Here is an 18098-nt window from a genome sequence, read left to right as displayed (position 1 = left end):
CCGGTCGCCCAGGAACCTTCGTGTTGACATGGCGTTTCCCGACCGGAGAGAGAGCGATGACTAAAGCGGAGATTACAGGACCGTTCTTGAAACGGTTGAGGGTCAGCACCGAGATCGACGAGGAGGATGAGCGTGCGATCAACAGCCTCCCGATAGTCAGCAAGCGGATGGCCAACGGTGAGCCGATCGCATCCCTCGGGGATCGCCCTACCGCCTGCTGCCTAGTGATCGACGGATTCGTTCTGCGGTCGAAGATTGTCGGCAACGGGCAGCGCCAAGTCTTGTCATTTCACCAGCCCGGTGACGTTCCCGATCTGCAGAGTCTGTTCCTTCACGTCATGGATCACGACGTCACCGCACTCGGCAACTGCTTGCTCGGATTCATTCCTCACGACCCGCTGCGAGAGCTCCTAAAGCGTCGACCCAGCGTTGCCCAAGCCCTCTGGCGCGACACCCTCACGGATGCCGCGATCTTCCGCGAGTGGATCTGCAATATCGGGCAGCGGGATGCCGCCAGCCGGGTTGCGCATCTCGTGCTCGAATTGTACGCAAGGCTAAAGGCGATCGGACGTACCGACGGCCTCTCCTTCAGTTTTCCCGCAACTCAAGCGCTGGTCGCCGACGCCACTGGCATAAGCGTGGTGCATATGAATCGTGTGGTTCAGGAATTGCGCAGCCAAGGCCTGCTGGATTTCGACAGGGGCCGCATCTCCATACGGGACGAAGCCAGATTAAGGAAAACAGCCGACTTCGACGGACTCTACCTTCATCTGAACCCCTCGCTCTGAGCCATGCGGTATTATTTCGACATCCAAGACGACTTTGTTGCCGTGTCAGACAGCGAGGGGACCGAATATGGCAGCCTCGAAGTTGCAACAAGAGAAGCTATCGCTGCTGTGACGTCGATCGCCCGGGACGTGTTCACGTCCAAGGGGGCGCAGGTGACGTTGACCGTGAGGAGCGAAGACAGGCCCTTGTTTGAAATGACCGTCAGGCTGGATCGCAAGGAGTTGGACTAGCGCTGCGAGGCGGTTCGGAACGACGGCCATCCGGGACAACACGATGGCCTCTTCGCAGGCCGGGACAGAAGCGATCTATTCGGACTCGACTCTCAGCTGCCGCTCGATATCGGCCGCGGTGTCCGCACAACGAAGGCGCCTGAGCATCGCGTCCTTTTCTTTTCCATCCGGAGCGACGTCGGCCTCCTTACGAACCTTCTCTGAAAATTCCGCGATGCGCTCTTGAAGCGAAGTGGTTTGCTTGAAGCGTCGTCTTTGCATTGGTCTGATATCCACGCATAGTTGTTCCAACGGCTGCGAGCCTAGAGAGATCAGAAGAGGTGCTCATTCACAAAGGTTAACGCCCGCGGCGCGTATTCCGAGCCACTTACTACAGATCCTTGGTGCCAAGAATTGTCGGTGCACCGTCGGGGCGAGAAGCCTAGCGAGGGCGCGCGGGCAGGACCTTGTGGATATGCGTGGCGGCGATGGCGGCATGGCCGGTGCCGACAGTAATCTGGTGAAGGTCCGAGACCACGTCGCCGGCCGCGAAGACGCCGGCAACGGTTGTGCATTGATGCGCGTCGACCTCGAGGCAGCCGGTCTGGCCGGTCGCAGCTCCGAGATTTACCACGAGATCCGATCTGACCTCGCACCCCCAAGGCTGGATAAAGCACGTCGAAGCTTTGCTCACCTTCATCCGTCGTGGCAAGGATCATCTGGTCATGGAACTTGAGTTCGCTGATCCCCGTCGCGACCAAACCGGCTTCGACCATATCTTTCGGATCATCTGGTCCTGAACTGCGCTGCCATAGCAGCGTCACGTCCTTGGAGTAGTTACGCAAGAACTTCGCCTTGCTGATTGCGGCTTCGCTTCTCCCCAGGACCGCGATGCGTCGACCGGTCGCCTCGAAGGCATCGCAAACGGGGCAGTAGCGCACGAGCCCCCTGCTGACGGCCTCGTCGAGACCATCCATATGCGGTGCGACGTCCACGATGCCAGTCGCCAGCAATATGGTGCGGGCTCTGACCTCGCCGTTGCGACTGGTCGCAACGAAACCCTCGCTGGTCTTATCTAGGCTGGTGATCCAGGCTCCCACGATGGGCACCTGGTAGAACTCGACTTGTCGGCCCAGCCTGTCAAGCAGTACGACACCGGAAATTCCCGTGGGGAAACCTGGATAGTTATGGCTTTTCGGGATCAGTGCGGCGCGGCTGTGGCCGGCGTCGTACACGGCGACCGATCTCCGATACCGTGCGAGATAAATGGCGGCCGTAAGACCTGCGGGGCCCCCACCGATTACAAGACAATCAAACATGGTCACTCACGATCCTCGTGGGGATAAGCGTGACAGCTCATCAGGGGTCCATAGCCAGGAAACATCGGCGATTTATATATCGCTGCCTGCCCTCCCGAAGGAATGAGCCCGGTTCTCGAAGCGGAATATTCGGGCGCTCGTCGACCGCCGTTGTCGCGAGCAGGCCGAAGCTACCGCTCAACAGAGACTGGTCTGATCTCGCAGAACCGGATGGCCGCAGAGGCCGGCAAGAGAGCGGACCTTGATCTGCAGATCAGTCTCCTGACCGAACACGAGCTGACCAACGTCGCCGACGTCCTCAACGGAGTCGCGCGCCACCTGCAAATTGAATCCGGATCACAGGCAGATCTCGACGAGTCGTCCCGCAGCATCGCTCCAGAGCGTGTACTGGACAAGATCGAGGAAACCAACCTGCGGTAAGGCGGGCCGATGGTCTTGTCATGACGCCTGCGTCACCTCCACATGGTCGGGGCGTCCGCCAGCGCCCATTGGACGACCGACTTCAGAGCTTCAGCGGAGGTCTGGCCCTTACTTGCGCTTTCGAGAAGTTTCGATTCCACATGAGCCCCTGCACCGGGAACGGTGGCAGAAATCAAACACGCACTAGCCTGTTGAGGCAGGAAAGAATGAGCCCCGCGCCAAAAAGTGGCGCGGGGCTCGTTGCGTTGGAAAACGTCAGGCGGCCCGGCGCTGATGTTCGACATACTCCCTGGTGACCTTCTCGACGTTGGAGTCGATCCAGGCCGCCATGCGCTGCTCCTCCTTGAGGGAAATCTCGAGGTCCGCCTTGGCTTCCGGTGCACCAGCGGAGTCGCACAGCGCGATGAGAGATTTGTAGGCCGCGATCTCGAAGTTCTCGAAGGCGTTGTTGGCGAAAGTATTCTTGAGGATCTCATCACCCGCGGCGGCATGTGCCATCGCCTGCATGTTGGCCATCACGGACTGTGTGGTATCTTTGAGAGACGAAGTGCTCTCGCCACATGCGTCAAGGCAACGTTCGAGCCGCTTGAGCTGTTCGTTGGTCTCGTGCAGATGGGCCGTCAGCTTTGCCTTGACTTCCGGGTATTCATCGAGACGCTCGGACTGGCGCTCCATCAGTTCGCGCGCTTGAATTTCCATCGCGTGCGCGTTGCGCAAACCCACGACGAAGGTATCTCTGGCTGCATTTGTCATCCTGGCTGATCCTTGTTGGTTGTTGGCCGCTCCGCCAACTTGTCGATCCGGCCATCGTTCCAAACGGGATCAGCGTGCAACGTCGCACTCGCAGCGCGCGTGCCTGCTACTTCGGATGCCCCTGATCCACATCATCGGGAGTCTTCTTTTCCCGCTGCGGCGTCATTCTGGTCGGTGACTCCTTGCCGGGAATTCCGCGCGGCCCAAGCTCCCCGCGTTGGATGTCGTCTTCCGAGAATGAGGGCTCGCGTCCGTTGATGGGTTTTTCAGTCATAGGGGGCTCCTATTCCATTCGTGCCTTTTGCTTGAGATCGCTGATACGGATCTCGGCCTCCTGCTTGGACTGAACCAGCTCGGACCAGTCCTCCACCCGCGCCTCTTTGCTCAACCGCTTGAGCTCGTCGAGTTGTTCCTGAGTCGGTTTCTCCATGCCGGATCCTCCTGCCGCGGTACTTGGCCGCTCGGATAGAATCGCCTCGACGCGGTGTCGTTCCACGTCGCGCGTGATCGTCTGCCGCGCCTGCTCGGCGGCTTGTTACCTCAACGCATAGATCGTCACGAGCAGGCCGCCGACGAGAACCAAGGTCCACCACATGCCGAATTGATAGGTGCAGACTGCCCCTGTGACAATCACGCACGTTAATTTCCGCATGTGCTCATCGATGCCCAAGCCGCGCTAACCTCGGTTAAGTCGCCATCAAGCAGTTTCGGTCTTCAGGAACATGGTGGAAAGTTTCAGCACCAGGACCGAGATCATGAATGATCCCGCTTTGCACCCCAGCCAGCCCGCCGCTTCGCTCTTGCGGCCCGGTGCCGGCGCGCCCGAGAACAGCAGCGATCCCTATTTCATGCAGATCCGGGACGACCTCGCCGACAAGGGCTTCTTTACCGCAACGGCGGATGAGCTGATCACCTGGGCCCGCACCGGCTTGCCGATGTGGATGACCTTCGGGCTCGCGTGTTGCGCGGTCGAGATGATGCAGATGTCGATGCCGCGCTATGATGCCGAGCGCTTTGGCTTCGCGCCGCGAGCGTCGCCGCGCCAGTCCGATGTCGTCATCGTCGCAGGCACCCTGACCAACAAGATGGCGCCCGCCTTCCGCAAAATCTACGACCAGATGCCCGAGCCCCGCTACGTCATATCGATGGGCTCGTGCGCAAATGGCGGCGGGTACTATCACTATTCGTATTCGGTCGTCCGCGGCTGTGATCGCATCGTCCCGGTCGACATCTACGTTCCCGGCTGCCCTCCGACGGCGGAGGCTTTGCTCTATGGCGTCATGCTGCTGCAGCAGAAGATCAGGCGGACGGGAACGATCGAGCGATAGACGCTGGTCCATGAGGAAGGAAGAAAATGACGCAGATACCCCTCTCACCCGAGGCCGGCGCGAAGCACCCGCGAGCCGACCGTGATCGCAACGACAACACGCGCGAGATCGTGTCCGATGTCGCATACAGGCAACTCGCGATCGTCAACGTCGTCTTCGTCGGGGACGAGAATGCCGGCGACGGCAACTGTGTTCTGGTCGATGCTGGCATTCTAGGCTCGGCCCCGGCGATCCGGAGCGCCGCCCGGGCGAGGTTTGGCGCGTACGGCAGACCGGCATGCGTTATCATGACGCACGCCCATTTCGATCATGTCGGTGCGCTTGAGACACTGGCGAACGAATGGGATGTGCCGGTCTATGCCCATTCGGCCGAGCATCCCTATCTCGACGGCACGCAGTCCTATCCGCCAGCCGATCCGAGCGTGGGCGGCGGGCTCCTTGCCCGGCTCTCGCCACTGTTCCCGACCAAGCCGGTCAACGTCGCCTCGAGGCTATACGACCTTCCGGCGGATCACAGCGTGCCGTTCCTGATCGAGTGGAAGTGGATACACACGCCCGGGCATACACCCGGTCACGTGTCACTCTGGCGCGAACGCGACCGGCTCCTGATCGCGGGAGACGTATTCATCACCACGCGTCAGGAATCGGTTTACGCGGCGGTGACGCAGGCTCCGGAAATGCACGGACCTCCGATGTACTTCACGCCCGATTGGGCGAGCGCCGAGACCTCGGTGCGCGCACTTGCCGCACTCTCACCGGAAGTGGTCGTGACCGGGCACGGCGCTGCCCTGCAAGGCCCGGACATGCGGGCGGCGCTCACGTCTCTTGCCGAGAACTTCAAGAGCGTCGCTGTCCCTTCCACGCACAGGCGTTGAAAACAGCACCGATGACGTTGCGACCGGCAGATCACTTCATGCGAGGCATTTTCATAGGAACGGTTGCAGCCGGACTCGATTGGACGAACACACTCAACCACTAAAGGAGCAATGACATGCGTAAGACAATCTTCACGATCACGGTAGCGGCTCTGTTGGCCGGCACGTCAGTGGGCGCCGCATTCGCGCAAGGCGCGGGCGGCGGTGCCGGTGGTGGTGCTGGCGGTGGGGCCGGTGGCGCTGGTGGTGGCGCCGGTGCTGGAGCCGGTGCCGGAGGCAGCGGAGCTGGAGCCGGCGGCAGCGGAGCTGGTGCAGGAGCGGGCGGCGCTGGCGGCGGCGGTATTACACACGTCGAACGTGGCGGCCAGGGTGCCTCCAGTCCTCCCGGCATGCGCAACGAGACAACTCCGCCTTCCAATGGAGCCGCGCCTCGGCGCTGACGGTTTGCCGATCGCGCGAGATTGAAGGGCCGTCGCTTCGACCAGCGCGTGGCAAGAGCGGCCTCGGCGGACTCGTCTCCCCGCCGGGGCCATCTGTTTTTTATTCACGTCTTCCGAGAAGCGCGCCAATCTCGAACGCCTCTAAATGATTGCGGCGAAAGATTAGGAACGCAGCTTCCGGGTGCTCATTGCGGATTTGCAAAAAAAAGGAGATGCGCATGTACTATTTCGACAAGCGACTGCAATATCCCGTAAAGGTCGAGAAACCGGATCCGATCTTCGCTCGCCAGCTGCAGCAAGCGATCGGCGGCGTGGAAGGAGAGATCCGGGTCTGCCTGCAATACTTCTTTCAGGCTTGGGGCGCTCGCGGACCGGCGAAATATCGCGACGTCCTTCTCAACACGGCGACGGAAGAAATCAGCCATATCGAGATGTTGGCCACCGCTGTTGCACTGAACCTGGAGGATGCGCCCGTAACGACGCAGGAGACCACGATGCAAGCCAATCCCGTGGTCGGCGCGGTGATGAACGGCGGCGAGCGGTCGAAGGCATGCTGCATCGGCACATTCTTTCGACCGGCTTGTCCGCATTTCCTGCCAATTGCGACGGCGTGCCGTTCGACTGTTCGCACATCTATGCGAGCGGTAATCTGGCGGCCGACATGTACTGCAACGTCGCGGCCGAATCCACGGGCCGTACGCTTGCGGTGCGGCTCTACAACTCCACCAGCGACCCGGGCATGCAGGACATGCTGAGCTATCTCATTGCCCGCGACACCATGCACCAGCAGCAATGGCTCGCGGTGATCGAGGAGATGGGTGCCGATGCAGCGCTCCCGATTCCGAACAGCTTCGATCGGAGCAAGGAAGCGACGGAGTTTAGCTACATGTTCAGGGGTACCGAACGCGACGCAGCCTCAATCCAGCCGGGCCGCTATTGCGAGGGACCCTCGATCGACGGTCAGGGCGAATTCAGCTTCCGCGCCGGATTTGAACCACTGGGCCAAGAGCCTGTCCTCGGACCCGCCCCCGGCCCGACAGCGGCGCGCAGGTCGAACAGATGAAAGAGCCGCCAGTGACGAATGCTCTGACGTGAGGTCTACGAGAGCAAGTCTTTCCCGCTGATCCACCGGCAACTTAGCCGATGATCCTGCTCCCGCGACCGGCCGCCTCCACGCGGCCGCCGCGGTTCCTACTTCTTCCACCCATGCCATCGGTCGGTACCCTGGCAAGATCTGCCTGAGCCGCTCAAGCGACCTCTGATCGAGGTCTGCAGGAATGGGCTTGCGGGGCAATCTCACTGCGCGCATCGATCAATCCCTTGAATTCACGAGACAAACCGGCGGGGTGGGGCCGCCGGCGAAAAAAGCGGCTCCCGCTTCGGTTGAACCGTTCGATGTCGGTTGAACATCGCGGAACCCGAAAAAGGGGTATCGCGTTTTAGCGCCTAGAGGGCTTCGGCAATGCTACACCGCCTTACACTCCAAACCCGCTCCTACGGAGAGCTTCGACAGCTTGCCTCCGAGCGGCGGACCCTGGCCAGTTCCAAGGACGGACATCTCAGAGGACTGCTTTTGAACGAAGCAGCGCTGCTGGACTTCTACGCCACGCTGCGGGCCTGGATGGATCGCACCGCAACAATGCCGCCCGAGACCGCGGCGGCGGCACTGGCACCCAAATTGTCAGCATTCGATTTAACTCCCCTGTTGGCCGCTTTGAGGCGTCGAATGGGATTGCCGGTCGCGGAGCAGCAAGCGCTGCTCTCGATTTCGCAGCTGCGAAATCTCGCAAAGGGCGAAATCATAGTCGAAGAAGGCGAAACTTCCGTACCCCTGCTCTTGCTGTGCAGTGGCGTCGCGCGTGCCACCCGCACCCTGGAAGACGGCGGTCAGCAGATCGTGTCCATATGTCTGCCCGGCGATCCGCTTAATCCGGGAGACTTCGTTCTGGATCGGGCCGGAATTTCGATCAGCACATTTTCGCAGGCTGTGGTCTTGTCCATTCCAGCCGCCGAATTGCGCCCGCTCCTGGAACTGCATCCAGCCATCGTACGCGGGTTATGGCGCGCGACAGCATGGCGGGCGTCGGTTCAAAGGGAGTGGTTGATCTGGCTGGGCCGCAAGCCGGCGGAAGCGCGTCTTGCTCACCTCCTGTGTGAGATCGCCTGTCGCTCAGGCAGCAACCACAGGGAATCCGACGATTTCGAATTTCCTCTCACCCAGCGCGAGCTTGGCGATATCCTTGGATTGTCGACCGTTCACGTCAACAGGGTCTTGCAGCAACTCCGTAGCAGCAAGCTGGTTGATCTCAGCCGAGGCCGCCTTATCATCCGTGACCGGGCAGGCCTTTATCAGGCTGCGGAATTCGACCCCGCTTACCTCGCAGTGCCTGACGGGACTTGCGGCTAGCGGGCAGACCTGGTCAGACGTTCCAGATTTGCGCGGATGGCGCTGGACGTCGTTCGCATTTTTCTCAATTCCTCGCCTATTTCAGCCTTGAGATGTCTGCCGCGGACCAGTTGCTGGTTACAGGACTCAATGAGCTGGCTGCAGCTCTGCTGATTGCAAAGATCCTGCGCCGAAGGCAGCCGTGGCGGCTTCGGACGCAAAACGTCCGAAAACGGCACCTGCATCAGGGAGTTTCGTTCGGCATCCAGGATTTCCACCGAATCGAGGTTGGGATCGCAGCGCACGCGGAGCTTCTCAAAGGACATTTCCAGAGCGGAACGGCACGCGTCGAGATAGGCCTCCTCCAGCGAGGGGAATTCCGTCCCGATATTGTCCGACTCAATGGTTCTCCCCGAGGTGAAATCGAAAAAGAAACGCGGCATCAGGACGTCCTTCAGCGAGGCATCGATTCGCCATAACGCGGTGGTCTGAGTGTTGTGCCTAAACCTGAAATATATTTTCTTGAAACCTCGATTGTAAGAACCGCTACAGGAGCCGTAAATGCCGGTCGAAAGGGCCGCGTCCGATACCGTTCTTGACACTCCTCTGATTGGTGCGAGGGTAGCACGGATTGTCAGCGCTGCGGAGGTCGAATGCCCAACAATCACATTTTGGCGGTGTCCTTTGCAGGCGAATTTGGTTCGGGCCGGCTCGGGAGGTTCGAAGTCAGAGCCGCATCTCGTCTGCTCACGGAAGCGACGTCACGATCACGGCTTGCGCCCGAGTTCGTTCCTGCGAGGCAAGGAATATCACGCGCCGGAACGAACGGTACGGCGGCGACGTCATGGGGCCCACAGCCATGACTGCACCGGATGCCTTTCCGATCATCTGTGTCGGCGCGTCTGCAGGTGGAATCGAAGCGTTGGAGGGGTTCTTTCGTGGCCTGCCTCCCGAGCCGGGTCTCGCGCTGGTCATCGTGACCCATCTCAGTCCGGAGCGAGAAAGCTTTCTGCATGAAATCGTCACCCGTTACACGACGCTGCCGGTGCACGTGGCTGCAGATGCGATCCATGTCCAGAATAACCATGTCTACGTCATGCCGGCCAAGGCCATTCTGGGTATCAAAGACCGCCGGCTGACGCTCCGAAAGAGCGGCAGCTACCGTCAGCATAAGCCGATCGATATTTTCATGAGTATGCTGGCCGTGGATATCGGCGAGCTCGCGGGTGGCGTCGTCCTCTCCGGCGGTGACGGGGACGGCACGCTCGGCGTCAAGGCGATCAAGGAGCGCGGCGGGATCACGTTCGCGCAGGTCGGCGACGGCTTCGGCCCACAACATCCGGAAATGCCGGAGGCCGCAATCTCCTCGGGCCTGATCGACTTCGCGATACCGGCGGAGGATATGGGGCCCAAATTGGTCGAGTTCGTCCATGGCAACGACTTGCTCGAGCAGATCATCGACACGCCAGAAGACTCCGAGCAGCCGACGCTCGGAGAATTCCTGCCGGAGATCTATGCGATTTTGCGGAACCAGATCGGGCACGACTTCAGCGGCTACAAGACCAAGACCTTCGTTCGTCGCATCCAGCGCCGCATGCAGGTTACGCAGCTCGCGACCATCGAGGCGTATGTCGAGCGGCTGCGGCAGGAACCTGCAGAAGTGAGCTCTCTTTTCCGGGATCTGCTCATCAACGTCACGAACTTCTTCCGCGACGAGGCTGCCTTCGAGGCGCTCGCAACTTCGGTCATACCCAAAATATTCGAAGGACTGGGCGCCGACGACACGGTCCGGATTTGGGTTCCGGGCTGCGCGACCGGAGAGGAAGTCTTCTCGATCGCAATTCTAGCGCGCGAGCATATGGACACGTTGACGGCCGTACCGAGGGTGCAGATCTTTGCGACGGACATTGACGAACGGGCGCTCTCGGTGGCACGAGCCGCCCGCTACCCGGGCCCGCTGCTCGACACCGTGTCGCCCGAACGCCGCAAGCGGTTCTTCGTGTCGGACGGCGTCAGCTATGTCGTCTCCAAGGATGTTCGCGACCTCTGCATCTTCTCTCCCCACAGCGTCATTCGTGACCCGCCGTTTTCGCGCATCGACCTGGTGTCGTGCCGCAACCTGCTGATCTATTTCGGCGCGGACGTACAAAATCAGGTGATCCCGACATTCCATTATGCACTGCGCCCGAACGGCTATCTTTTCCTCGGCTCGGCAGAGAATGCCAGCCAGTTCGCAGATCTGTTCGCGCCGATCGAAAAGCGGCACCGGATTTTCCGCCGCCGCTCCGATTCCAACGCGCCGAAACGGCTTCCCCTTGCCCTTCATGGCGCCCGGCCGGGGCCGGCCACGAACCTCATTCCACGGCGGCACCCGCTCGTTGGCCTTGCGTTGCGCCAGGCCGTCGAGGAACACGTCGTCGAGCAGTTTGCTCCGCCACACGTCGTCGTCAATCGCGATGGCGATGTGGTCTACTACTCGAGCCGGACCGGAAAATACCTGGAAGCACCTGCCGGAGCCCCGACGCGGCAGCTTCTGACGATGGCACGGAAGGGCCTCCGACTCGATCTGCGAACGCTGTTCCGGGAAGCGATCGAGACCGGGCGAATAGCCACGCGCAATGGCGTATCACTCGACACCGAGGACGGCGAGATTCAGCTCGTCAATTTGACGATCGGGCCACTGGACGATGTTGGCAGCGGCGAGCCGCTATTGTTGGTGCTTTTCGCCGACCAGGGCCCCGTGCTCAGCCGCGAAGAGGCTCTCAACCGGGCCCAGATCGGTCATGGCGACTCGGCTGCGCACCTGGAGCGCGAGCTGCGTGAGACCCGGGATCGCCTGCAATCCATGATCGAGGAATACGAGACCGCGCTGGAGGAGTTGAAGTCCTCCAATGAGGAGCTCGTCTCCGTCAACGAAGAGATGCAGTCGACAAACGAGGAGCTGGAGGCTTCCAAGGAAGAGCTGCAGTCGGTCAACGAGGAGCTTCATACGGTCAATGCCGAGCTTCACGGCAAGGTCGACGCGCTGGACCGGGCCAACAGCGACCTGCAAAACCTGTTCGAAAGCACGGACGTCGCGACCATCTTCCTGGACAGGAAGCTCGTCATTAGAAGTTTTACCCCTGCGGTCACCAAGGTGTTCAATATCCTTCCGACCGACAAGGGACGGCCGATCACGGATCTTTCGAGCCGGTTGAACCTCACCGGCTTTCCGGAAGATATCGCCAAGGTCTTCGCGGGCGCGGGCCCAATTGAGAGAAGGGTCGGCGGCGAAGGACAAGGTCCGCACTATCTGGTGCGGCTGGCGCCTTACCGCGACGGCGATCGGACAATCCAAGGCGTCGTCGTGACCTTCATCGACGTCACGAGCCTGACTCATTCGGAGGCAAGGCAGCGCGTTCTCATTGCCGAACTACAGCACCGGACTCGCAATCTGCTTTCGATTGTCCAGGCGCTTGCTCAACAAACGCTCGGGAACGGCGGTTCCCTGCAGGAATTCTCGACCCGGCTAGCGGCCCTCGGCCGCGTCCAGAGCCTCGTCACCAAGGCGAGCGACGACCAGCTCGATCTCGGCGACATTATCCGCTCGGAACTGCAAGCGGTTGGGGCCGCCGACAACAAGGTGTCGGTTTCCGGGCCGGCGGTTCCGTTGGGGTTCGAACTCGTCCAGATGATCGGACTTGCTCTGCACGAGCTGACAACGAACGCAGTCAAGCATGGCGCTCTCAAGGACGGCCAAGGCCGGCTCGATGTCTCCTGGCGTGTTCAGCGCAACGGCCGGAGCGCCCCAAATCTGCTGCTGACCTGGAAGGAGAGCGGAGTTCCCAAATTGTCCAAGACAGCGCAGAAGGGATTTGGACGGAACCTGATCGAAAGGGCGCTTGCACACACCTCGGGCGCGAAAACCGAGTTTCGGTTCGGCGAAGATGGAATTTCATGCCAGATCGAAATGCCGCTGCCGAGGGCAATCGATGTCGCCGCGAACCAGGAAGCAGGCGAGTGACACAAGGAGCCTTAACGCTTCTGGAACCGGTTCTAAACGACGCTCAAGTTATGTGATCATCATCCAAACGATCGCGGCGAGCATCACCAGAAAGCCGGCGACGGCAGTGCCGATGAATATGCGTTCCACGCTGTCCATGCCATCTTCCCCGTTCCAAACTGAAAGAGCTTTGACAGCTTGGGCCGAGGAAACATCAATATATGTGAATCGGCGTTTCATTTTGGATCAGCCAAACGACGTATACGTCGTATGCCGTTCAGGCTGCCCCCGGCTGCCACACCTGATGTGCCGAACCGACCAACTATCCAGCAAAGCGCTCGATCCGTTGCGCGATGCGCCTGCGGCGGAGCATATCAAACGTTAATGCATCTTTCGTCGGCGTCCGCCAAATGGGAACGGACAACGTCTCATGGACGCGCACGATGCAAGCAGGGTTCGCCTTCTCCAAGCTCGCAGACCGGTTAGCGAGTCTGACCGATCTGACCGTCCAGGATCTTGAACTGCTGGCGGACATGCCGAGTGTTATCGCCAGCATCGAAGCTCACCAGCCGGTTGTGCGGCGCCATGACAAGACAGACCGCTGCTGCGTTGTGCTTCAAGGTTACCTCTCCAGGTACATCGCCGAAGGCCAGCATGGACAAATTACGTCCATACATGTTCCCGGCGATGTTCCAGATCTGCACACGCTTTATCAACCGCACGCCGAAGGCAATCTCATTGCGCTCGGATCTGCCGTCGTTGCCTTGGTGCCTCACGACTTCTTCCACAAGCTAACCGCGAAGTCTGCGGCAATGTCTCGCGCGCTGCTTCTCATGCAACTCACGGACCTCGCCATCCAGCGAGATTGGACGTTGAACCTCGGCAGCCGCGATGCACTCGTGCGAGTCGCCCATCTGGTCTGCGAAATCACCGCGCGTCTCCAGGCGGTCGGGCTTGCGAGGGACCTCAACCTCGCATCGCCGTTCACGCAATCCGACCTCGCTGCGGCTTGCGCTATTTCCCCCGTGCACGCAAATCGCACCATTCAGGAATTGCGTCGGCGCGGCCTTCTGCGATGGCACGGAAAACTCATCACGATCGCGGACTGGGCGGGCTTGGTCCGTCTCGCGGGCTTCGACCCGGCTTATCTGCGGAGCCGGCCTCTCGCCCACAGAGCGCGGCCGTCGCAGTGCCAGCCGGTATCGACAGGCGCGGCGGTCGCGTGACGGATCACCCGGCTCGCCGCCACAGCTCGGCGCGGTCGAGTAGCATCTGCCGCACCTCTTCAATGACGTCGTCCCAAACGCCTGCAGTCCTCTGGTGGAAAAGGCGCAGGGTCGGGTACCAGAACGTACGAGAGCCGGATGCCGGCCAGCGCCAATCGCAGTCGGCGTGCAGCATTACCCAGGCTTCGCATCCCAGCGCTCCCGCGAGATGCGCAACCATGGTGTCAACGCAGATCACGAGGTCTAGCTGTCGGATCAGATGACCGAGTGCCGCGATGTCAGGCGTGCTGATGTCGCGCGCGACTGTCTCGGGAAGTCGCTCAGTGCCGCCCCCTCGCTGAAGCGAATACAAAGTTCTGCCCTCACCGGCAAGGCGCGTCAACAGGGCCGGCGGAACTTCACGTCGCTTGTCCCAAGCCCCCACCTCCCAGACCAACCCGACAGTCAGACCGCCACGTTTGAGCTGCGGCGAGGACACGCTGCCTGCCGGCAGCGTCAGATAGGGCGCCCGCATTTCGACCGTTGCACGCCCAGCCCTGATCGCATGCGGTATCTCCATGATCTCAATATCGGTATCGAACTCGGCGCAAGGCGCCTCTTCATGAAGCGGAATGGCGAGACTGACACCCTCGACCCGTTCGACAACGGGCAATAACTCGGCCTGGCAACAGACCGTCACGCTACGCGCTATCATCCTGAGTGCAGGCATGAAGCGGAGAAACTGGATGGTGTCGCCGAGGCCGTGATAGCAACGGACCAGCACGCGTTTGTTCGCCAACTCCTCGCCGCGCCATATCCGCTGCAGATGGCGCGGACCAGCGTGCTTGGGCGCGCGAGCAAGCGCTGCCAGATCGCGATCGGTCACGGCCCAGGCGCGCGCGAAATCCCCCGCACGCATCGCCTGCGTCCAGCTGTTCATGACGCCCACTTCGGGACCATTCCCCTAAGCCCTGACGAATTTGTGGAAACGACTTAGCTCGCCATCCTTGGTCCGGTCCTGGTGAAGGAATGCGATGCCGGCATCGTCGAACTTCTCGAAGAACTCGTCCCAGCCGATCCGGTCGAGACCTTCATCCGGGGGATCGAAGTCGATCCGCAGGATGCCGGCATGCCCATTCTCTTCGGTCGCCTTTACGGTTGCCGGCTTGCCACCGCGTTCTTCCGCCCATTTCCGGATGACGTTGTGGTCGGTGGTGTGATGCGCTTCGCTGCCGTGCGTCATTGAATGACTTGTGTTCATCCGATACCCTCCTCGTTTCCATCGGAACCCGACAGAGAGTCGAGTTCGTCCGCTTTCGCTGAACGTCGGGCGGCAGGATTTGTTCTTGTCGACGATAGTTCAGTGCCGAAGGGCTTTGCCACATTCGACATCTTCTTCTTGTTCTTCAACCAGGTAGAAGATCGTTCCTGGAAGGTGCGCGCGGATTCTAATCCAGGTTAAGCTTATTCATTGTTGTCGCGCTCAAGGCGGGCATCCTGATGCATCAGCATGGCCAACACAGGAACGAACATACCTTCCGCACGTTCGCCGATCTACTTACGTTTGGCCGCGCTGCTTTTCCGGAGGGCATCAGTTCATGCATTCACGTCTTCAAGACAGGCAACGTGTACGCGTCGGCATCGTCGGCGTCGGCAACTGTGCGAGCTCCCTGGTCCAGGGGCTCTCCTACTACCGGAATGCAACGTCGAACGAGCCGGTACCCGGATTGATGAATGTGGATGTCGGCGGCTATCACATCAGCGACATTCAGATCGCATCGGCATTCGATGTGAACGCCCATAAGGTCGGACGCGATGTTTCCGAGGCGATCTGGGCGAAGCCGAACAACACCCATCGCTTTGCCGATGTTGCCTCAACCGGCGTGATTGTGCGGCGCGGACCAGTCATGGACGGCGTCGGCCGCTATCTCCAGGACGACATTCCAGTTTCGGATGCGCCCGAAGCGGACGTTGCGGAGGTGCTCGCCATGTCGCGCACCGACGTCTTGGTGTCCTATCTTCCGGTCGGCTCGCAGCGCGCCAGCGAATGGTATGCCGCCCGGGCGATCGAGGCTGGCTGCGGCTATGTCAATTGCATCCCCGTTTTCATCGCCTCCAACCCGGATTGGCGATCCCGATTCGAGCAAGCCGGTCTGCCCATCATCGGCGACGACATCAAGAGTCAGGTCGGCGCCACCATCCTTCATCGCGTGCTCGCCAATCTTTTCCGGGACCGCGGCGTCCGCCTCGACCGCACCTATCAACTCAACGTCGGCGGCAATACCGATTTCAAGAACATGCTAGAGCGGGAACGGCTGACATCCAAGAAGATATCGAAGACCCAGGCCGTCACCAGCCAATTCGACGTTCCCATGGATGCCGATAACATCCATGTCGGGCCGAGCGACCACGTCCCCTGGCTCACGGACCGGAAGCTCGCCTACATCCGGCTGGAGGGCACGACTTTCGGCGGCGTTCCCCTCAGCGCCGAGGTGAAACTCGAAGTCTGGGATTCGCCGAACTCGGCGGGGGTCGTCATCGACGCCGTGCGTTGCGCCAAGCTCGCCATGGACCGCGGCATGGCGGGCGCACTGACCGGCCCTTCGAGCTACTTCATGAAGTCGCCGCCGCAGCAGTTCACCGATGAAGAAGCCGGGCGCCGCACCCGGGCCTTCATCGACAACAAGGCCTACGCGTGATGGCGAGAATCATACATCTCGTGCGTCACGGTCATCACGCCCTGCTCGGCGGCACCCTGTGCGGTCGGATGAGAGGCGTCGCGCTCGACGCGCTTGGTTGTGAGCAGATCGCGCATTGCGCGGATGCGATCAATCCACGTCCCGACCTGGTCCAATCGAGCCCCCAGCGCCGCTGCCTGCAATCCGCGTGCATTTTGGCCGCGCATCACTCTCTCGCGGTCGAGATCGTGCCTGCTCTCGATGAACTGGACTACGGCGACTGGACCGGACGACGGTTTGACGAGCTCGCCCAGGATCCACGATGGTCGGTCTGGAATACGCAACGCGGCACGAGCCGGCCGCCCGGCGGCGAGAGCATGCGAACCCTCCAGCGACGCGTCGTCGGCCATCTCGAGCAACTGCGGAGCGACTCCAGTTGCGAGACGGTGGTCGTCGTCAGTCATGCGGAGCCGATCCGTGCAGCGCTATTGCATTACCAGGGAATTGAGCTCGACCACTTTCTCTCGGTCGAGATCGAACCCGGGAGCGTCAGCACGCTCACTGTCGATCGCAACAAATTCAAGATCACCGGAATGAATCAGCGGGCAAGAGCGTGAAGATCGTCATATTCGGGCTGACCATCTCCTCCTCCTGGGGCAACGGTCACGCTACCCTGTGGCGGGGCCTCTGCAAGCACCTGGTGCGACTGGGGCACACCATCGTCTTTTTCGAGCGCGACCTGCCGTACTATGCCAGGGCTCGGGATGTCCGCGAACTGCCGGGCGGTGAGTTGAAGCTGTTCTCGGATTGGGAGTCCGTCCGCCCGGTCGCAAAGCAAGATCTGCGCGACGCGGACGTCGCGATCGTCACGTCCTATTGTCCTGACGCAATCGCGGCAACCGACCTGATCCTCCTGGAGGGACGCGCCCTTCCGGTGTTCTACGACCTCGACACGCCCGTGACGCTGTCGAAGATCGTCGCGGGAGAGACAGTGGCGTACATCGGCCCGCGCGGCCTTGCGGATTTCGACCTGGTCCTGAGCTTCACAGGTGGTCCGCAAATCTCGGATGAATTCCGCTCCAGGCTCGGCGTGCGTCACATCGAGCCGCTTTATGGTCATGTCGATACCGACGTACACCGGCCGGTCCCACCGCAGCTGCATTACCGTGCCGATCTGTCATATCTCGGAACCTATTCCGACGATCGTCAGCGGACGCTCGAAGCGTTGTTTGTGGCACCCGCACGTGTCAGGCACGACCTGCGCTTTCTAATCGGCGGCGCCCAGTATCCGGACGATTTCCCATGGTCCCCGAACATTTATTTCGTCCGGCATCTCCCGCCGTCCGAACATGCCGCTTTCTTCGCTTCGGCCCGCCTGACACTTAATGTTACGCGCCGGGCGATGGCGGAAATGGGGTGGTGCCCATCCGGCCGCCTGTTCGAGGCCGCTGCCTGCGGTGTTCCTCTCCTCAGCGACAGTTGGGTCGGCATCGAAACGTTCTTCTCCCCCGGCGAAGAGATCCTGCTTGCGACGGATCAAGATGACACCCTTGCCGCGCTTGCGCTGCCGGATGCCGAGCTGCAGCGCATCGCGCGACGTGGGCGCGAACGAACCATGGACCAGCACACGTCGGACAAGCGCGCCAACGAGCTCGTCGCGCTGCTTGAACGCGCAGCGTCCGGTATGCGCCACCGGCAAACCGAGGAGGCCTAG

Annotated in this window: 18 protein-coding genes and 3 pseudogenes; 12 read left to right on the top strand and 9 right to left on the bottom strand. The window is 61.0% G+C overall.

From position 1 onward, the window contains the following. The first annotated feature begins 56 nt into the window (after positions 1–56). Positions 57–788 carry a Crp/Fnr family transcriptional regulator gene (locus tag ACVJ5M_RS46400; RefSeq protein WP_085400087.1) on the top strand — a complete coding sequence of 244 codons (732 nt, stop codon included), beginning with the start codon at positions 57–59 and terminating at the stop codon, positions 786–788. A gap of 3 nt (positions 789–791) precedes the next feature. Next, a complete protein-coding gene (locus tag ACVJ5M_RS46395; RefSeq protein WP_085400089.1) occupies positions 792–1019 on the top strand; it encodes a DUF6894 family protein in 228 nt (75 codons plus the stop codon). Positions 1020–1440: 421 nt separating this feature from the next. Here ACVJ5M_RS46395 and ACVJ5M_RS46390 read toward each other — a convergent pair whose 3' ends face one another. Both ACVJ5M_RS46390 and ACVJ5M_RS46385 read right to left on the bottom strand, forming a co-directional pair. After that, positions 1441–1632, bottom strand: a complete 192-nt coding sequence (locus ACVJ5M_RS46390; protein ID WP_456679783.1) for a hypothetical protein — start codon at positions 1630–1632, stop codon at positions 1441–1443. Between the two features lie 229 nt (positions 1633–1861). Then, positions 1862–2317: pseudogene (locus ACVJ5M_RS46385) on the bottom strand (NAD(P)/FAD-dependent oxidoreductase); the annotation flags it as partial. A 192-nt stretch (positions 2318–2509) separates the two neighbouring features. On the opposite strand from ACVJ5M_RS46385, the pseudogene ACVJ5M_RS46380 reads away from it, so the two are divergent. Beyond that, a pseudogene (locus ACVJ5M_RS46380) lies at positions 2510–2737 on the top strand (DUF1003 domain-containing protein); the annotation flags it as partial. Positions 2738–2992: 255 nt separating this feature from the next. Here the strand turns inward: ACVJ5M_RS46380 and ACVJ5M_RS46375 are convergent. From ACVJ5M_RS46375 to ACVJ5M_RS46365, 3 genes are all read right to left on the bottom strand, one after another. Beyond that, positions 2993–3490, bottom strand: coding sequence for a ferritin-like domain-containing protein (locus tag ACVJ5M_RS46375; protein ID WP_354098541.1), 498 nt, complete (start codon positions 3488–3490; stop codon positions 2993–2995). A 106-nt stretch (positions 3491–3596) separates the two neighbouring features. Then, positions 3597–3764, bottom strand: coding sequence for a hypothetical protein (locus tag ACVJ5M_RS46370; RefSeq protein ID WP_201266152.1), 168 nt, complete (start codon positions 3762–3764; stop codon positions 3597–3599). 9 nt (positions 3765–3773) lie between these two features. After that, positions 3774–3920, bottom strand: coding sequence for a hypothetical protein (locus ACVJ5M_RS46365; RefSeq protein WP_161495789.1), 147 nt, complete (start codon positions 3918–3920; stop codon positions 3774–3776). Positions 3921–4245: 325 nt separating this feature from the next. On the opposite strand from ACVJ5M_RS46365, the gene ACVJ5M_RS46360 reads away from it, so the two are divergent. The 4 genes and pseudogenes from ACVJ5M_RS46360 (at position 4246) to ACVJ5M_RS46345 (ending at position 8540) form a co-directional block, all read left to right on the top strand. After that, a complete protein-coding gene (locus tag ACVJ5M_RS46360) occupies positions 4246–4818 on the top strand; it encodes a NuoB/complex I 20 kDa subunit family protein (protein ID WP_456679782.1) in 573 nt (190 codons plus the stop codon). Between the two features lie 26 nt (positions 4819–4844). Then, complete coding sequence (locus tag ACVJ5M_RS46355; RefSeq protein WP_085400097.1) at positions 4845–5693, top strand: MBL fold metallo-hydrolase; 849 nt, start codon at positions 4845–4847, stop codon at positions 5691–5693. Positions 5694–6351: 658 nt separating this feature from the next. Continuing rightward, positions 6352–7228, top strand: a pseudogene (locus tag ACVJ5M_RS46350) (manganese catalase family protein). Between the two features lie 478 nt (positions 7229–7706). Beyond that, the gene (locus ACVJ5M_RS46345) at positions 7707–8540 is read left to right on the top strand and encodes a Crp/Fnr family transcriptional regulator (protein ID WP_161495791.1); all 834 of its coding nucleotides are present in this window, start codon (positions 7707–7709) and stop codon (positions 8538–8540) included. Here ACVJ5M_RS46345 and ACVJ5M_RS46340 read toward each other — a convergent pair. Next, a complete protein-coding gene (locus tag ACVJ5M_RS46340) occupies positions 8537–8962 on the bottom strand; it encodes a DUF6894 family protein (RefSeq protein ID WP_354098514.1) in 426 nt (141 codons plus the stop codon). The genes ACVJ5M_RS46345 and ACVJ5M_RS46340 overlap by 4 nt on opposite strands. A 188-nt stretch (positions 8963–9150) precedes the next feature. Between ACVJ5M_RS46340 and ACVJ5M_RS46335 the strand changes: the two genes are divergently transcribed. Next, positions 9151–12522, top strand: coding sequence for a CheR family methyltransferase (locus ACVJ5M_RS46335; protein ID WP_456679781.1), 3372 nt, complete (start codon positions 9151–9153; stop codon positions 12520–12522). Positions 12523–12570: 48 nt separating this feature from the next. Here ACVJ5M_RS46335 and ACVJ5M_RS46330 read toward each other — a convergent pair whose 3' ends face one another. After that, entirely contained in the window at positions 12571–12741 is a 171-nt protein-coding gene (locus tag ACVJ5M_RS46330) for a hypothetical protein (protein WP_354100372.1), read from the bottom strand. A gap of 203 nt (positions 12742–12944) precedes the next feature. Between ACVJ5M_RS46330 and ACVJ5M_RS46325 the strand changes: the two genes are divergently transcribed. Next, positions 12945–13727: a Crp/Fnr family transcriptional regulator gene (locus ACVJ5M_RS46325; RefSeq protein ID WP_085400162.1), complete on the top strand. Its 783-nt coding sequence runs from the start codon at positions 12945–12947 to the stop codon at positions 13725–13727. A gap of 4 nt (positions 13728–13731) precedes the next feature. Here the strand turns inward: ACVJ5M_RS46325 and ACVJ5M_RS46320 are convergent, their stop codons facing one another. Together ACVJ5M_RS46320 and ACVJ5M_RS46315 are read right to left on the bottom strand one after the other, a co-directional pair. Next, on the bottom strand, positions 13732–14646 hold the full coding sequence (locus tag ACVJ5M_RS46320) for a glycosyltransferase family protein (protein ID WP_085400104.1): 915 nt from the start codon (positions 14644–14646) through the stop codon (positions 13732–13734). Between the two features lie 24 nt (positions 14647–14670). Then, complete coding sequence (locus ACVJ5M_RS46315; protein WP_354100373.1) at positions 14671–14967, bottom strand: hypothetical protein; 297 nt, start codon at positions 14965–14967, stop codon at positions 14671–14673. 337 nt (positions 14968–15304) lie between these two features. Between ACVJ5M_RS46315 and ACVJ5M_RS46310 the strand changes: the two genes are divergently transcribed. The 3 genes from ACVJ5M_RS46310 to ACVJ5M_RS46300 are packed head-to-tail and all read left to right on the top strand — an operon-like array spanning position 15305 to position 18098. After that, entirely contained in the window at positions 15305–16405 is a 1101-nt protein-coding gene (locus ACVJ5M_RS46310; RefSeq protein WP_085400107.1) for an inositol-3-phosphate synthase, read from the top strand. Then, entirely contained in the window at positions 16405–17001 is a 597-nt protein-coding gene (locus ACVJ5M_RS46305; protein ID WP_085400109.1) for a histidine phosphatase family protein, read from the top strand. Before ACVJ5M_RS46310 ends, ACVJ5M_RS46305 begins: the two co-directional genes overlap by 1 nt. Continuing rightward, positions 16998–18098 carry a CgeB family protein gene (locus ACVJ5M_RS46300; RefSeq protein WP_354100374.1) on the top strand — a complete coding sequence of 367 codons (1101 nt, stop codon included), beginning with the start codon at positions 16998–17000 and terminating at the stop codon, positions 18096–18098. The genes ACVJ5M_RS46305 and ACVJ5M_RS46300 overlap by 4 nt, the downstream gene beginning before the upstream one ends.

This window comes from Bradyrhizobium sp. S3.7.6 (genome assembly GCF_054061875.1).
Note: the sequence above shows the minus strand (reverse complement) of the source record. Positions and strands in the feature narration are given on the sequence as shown.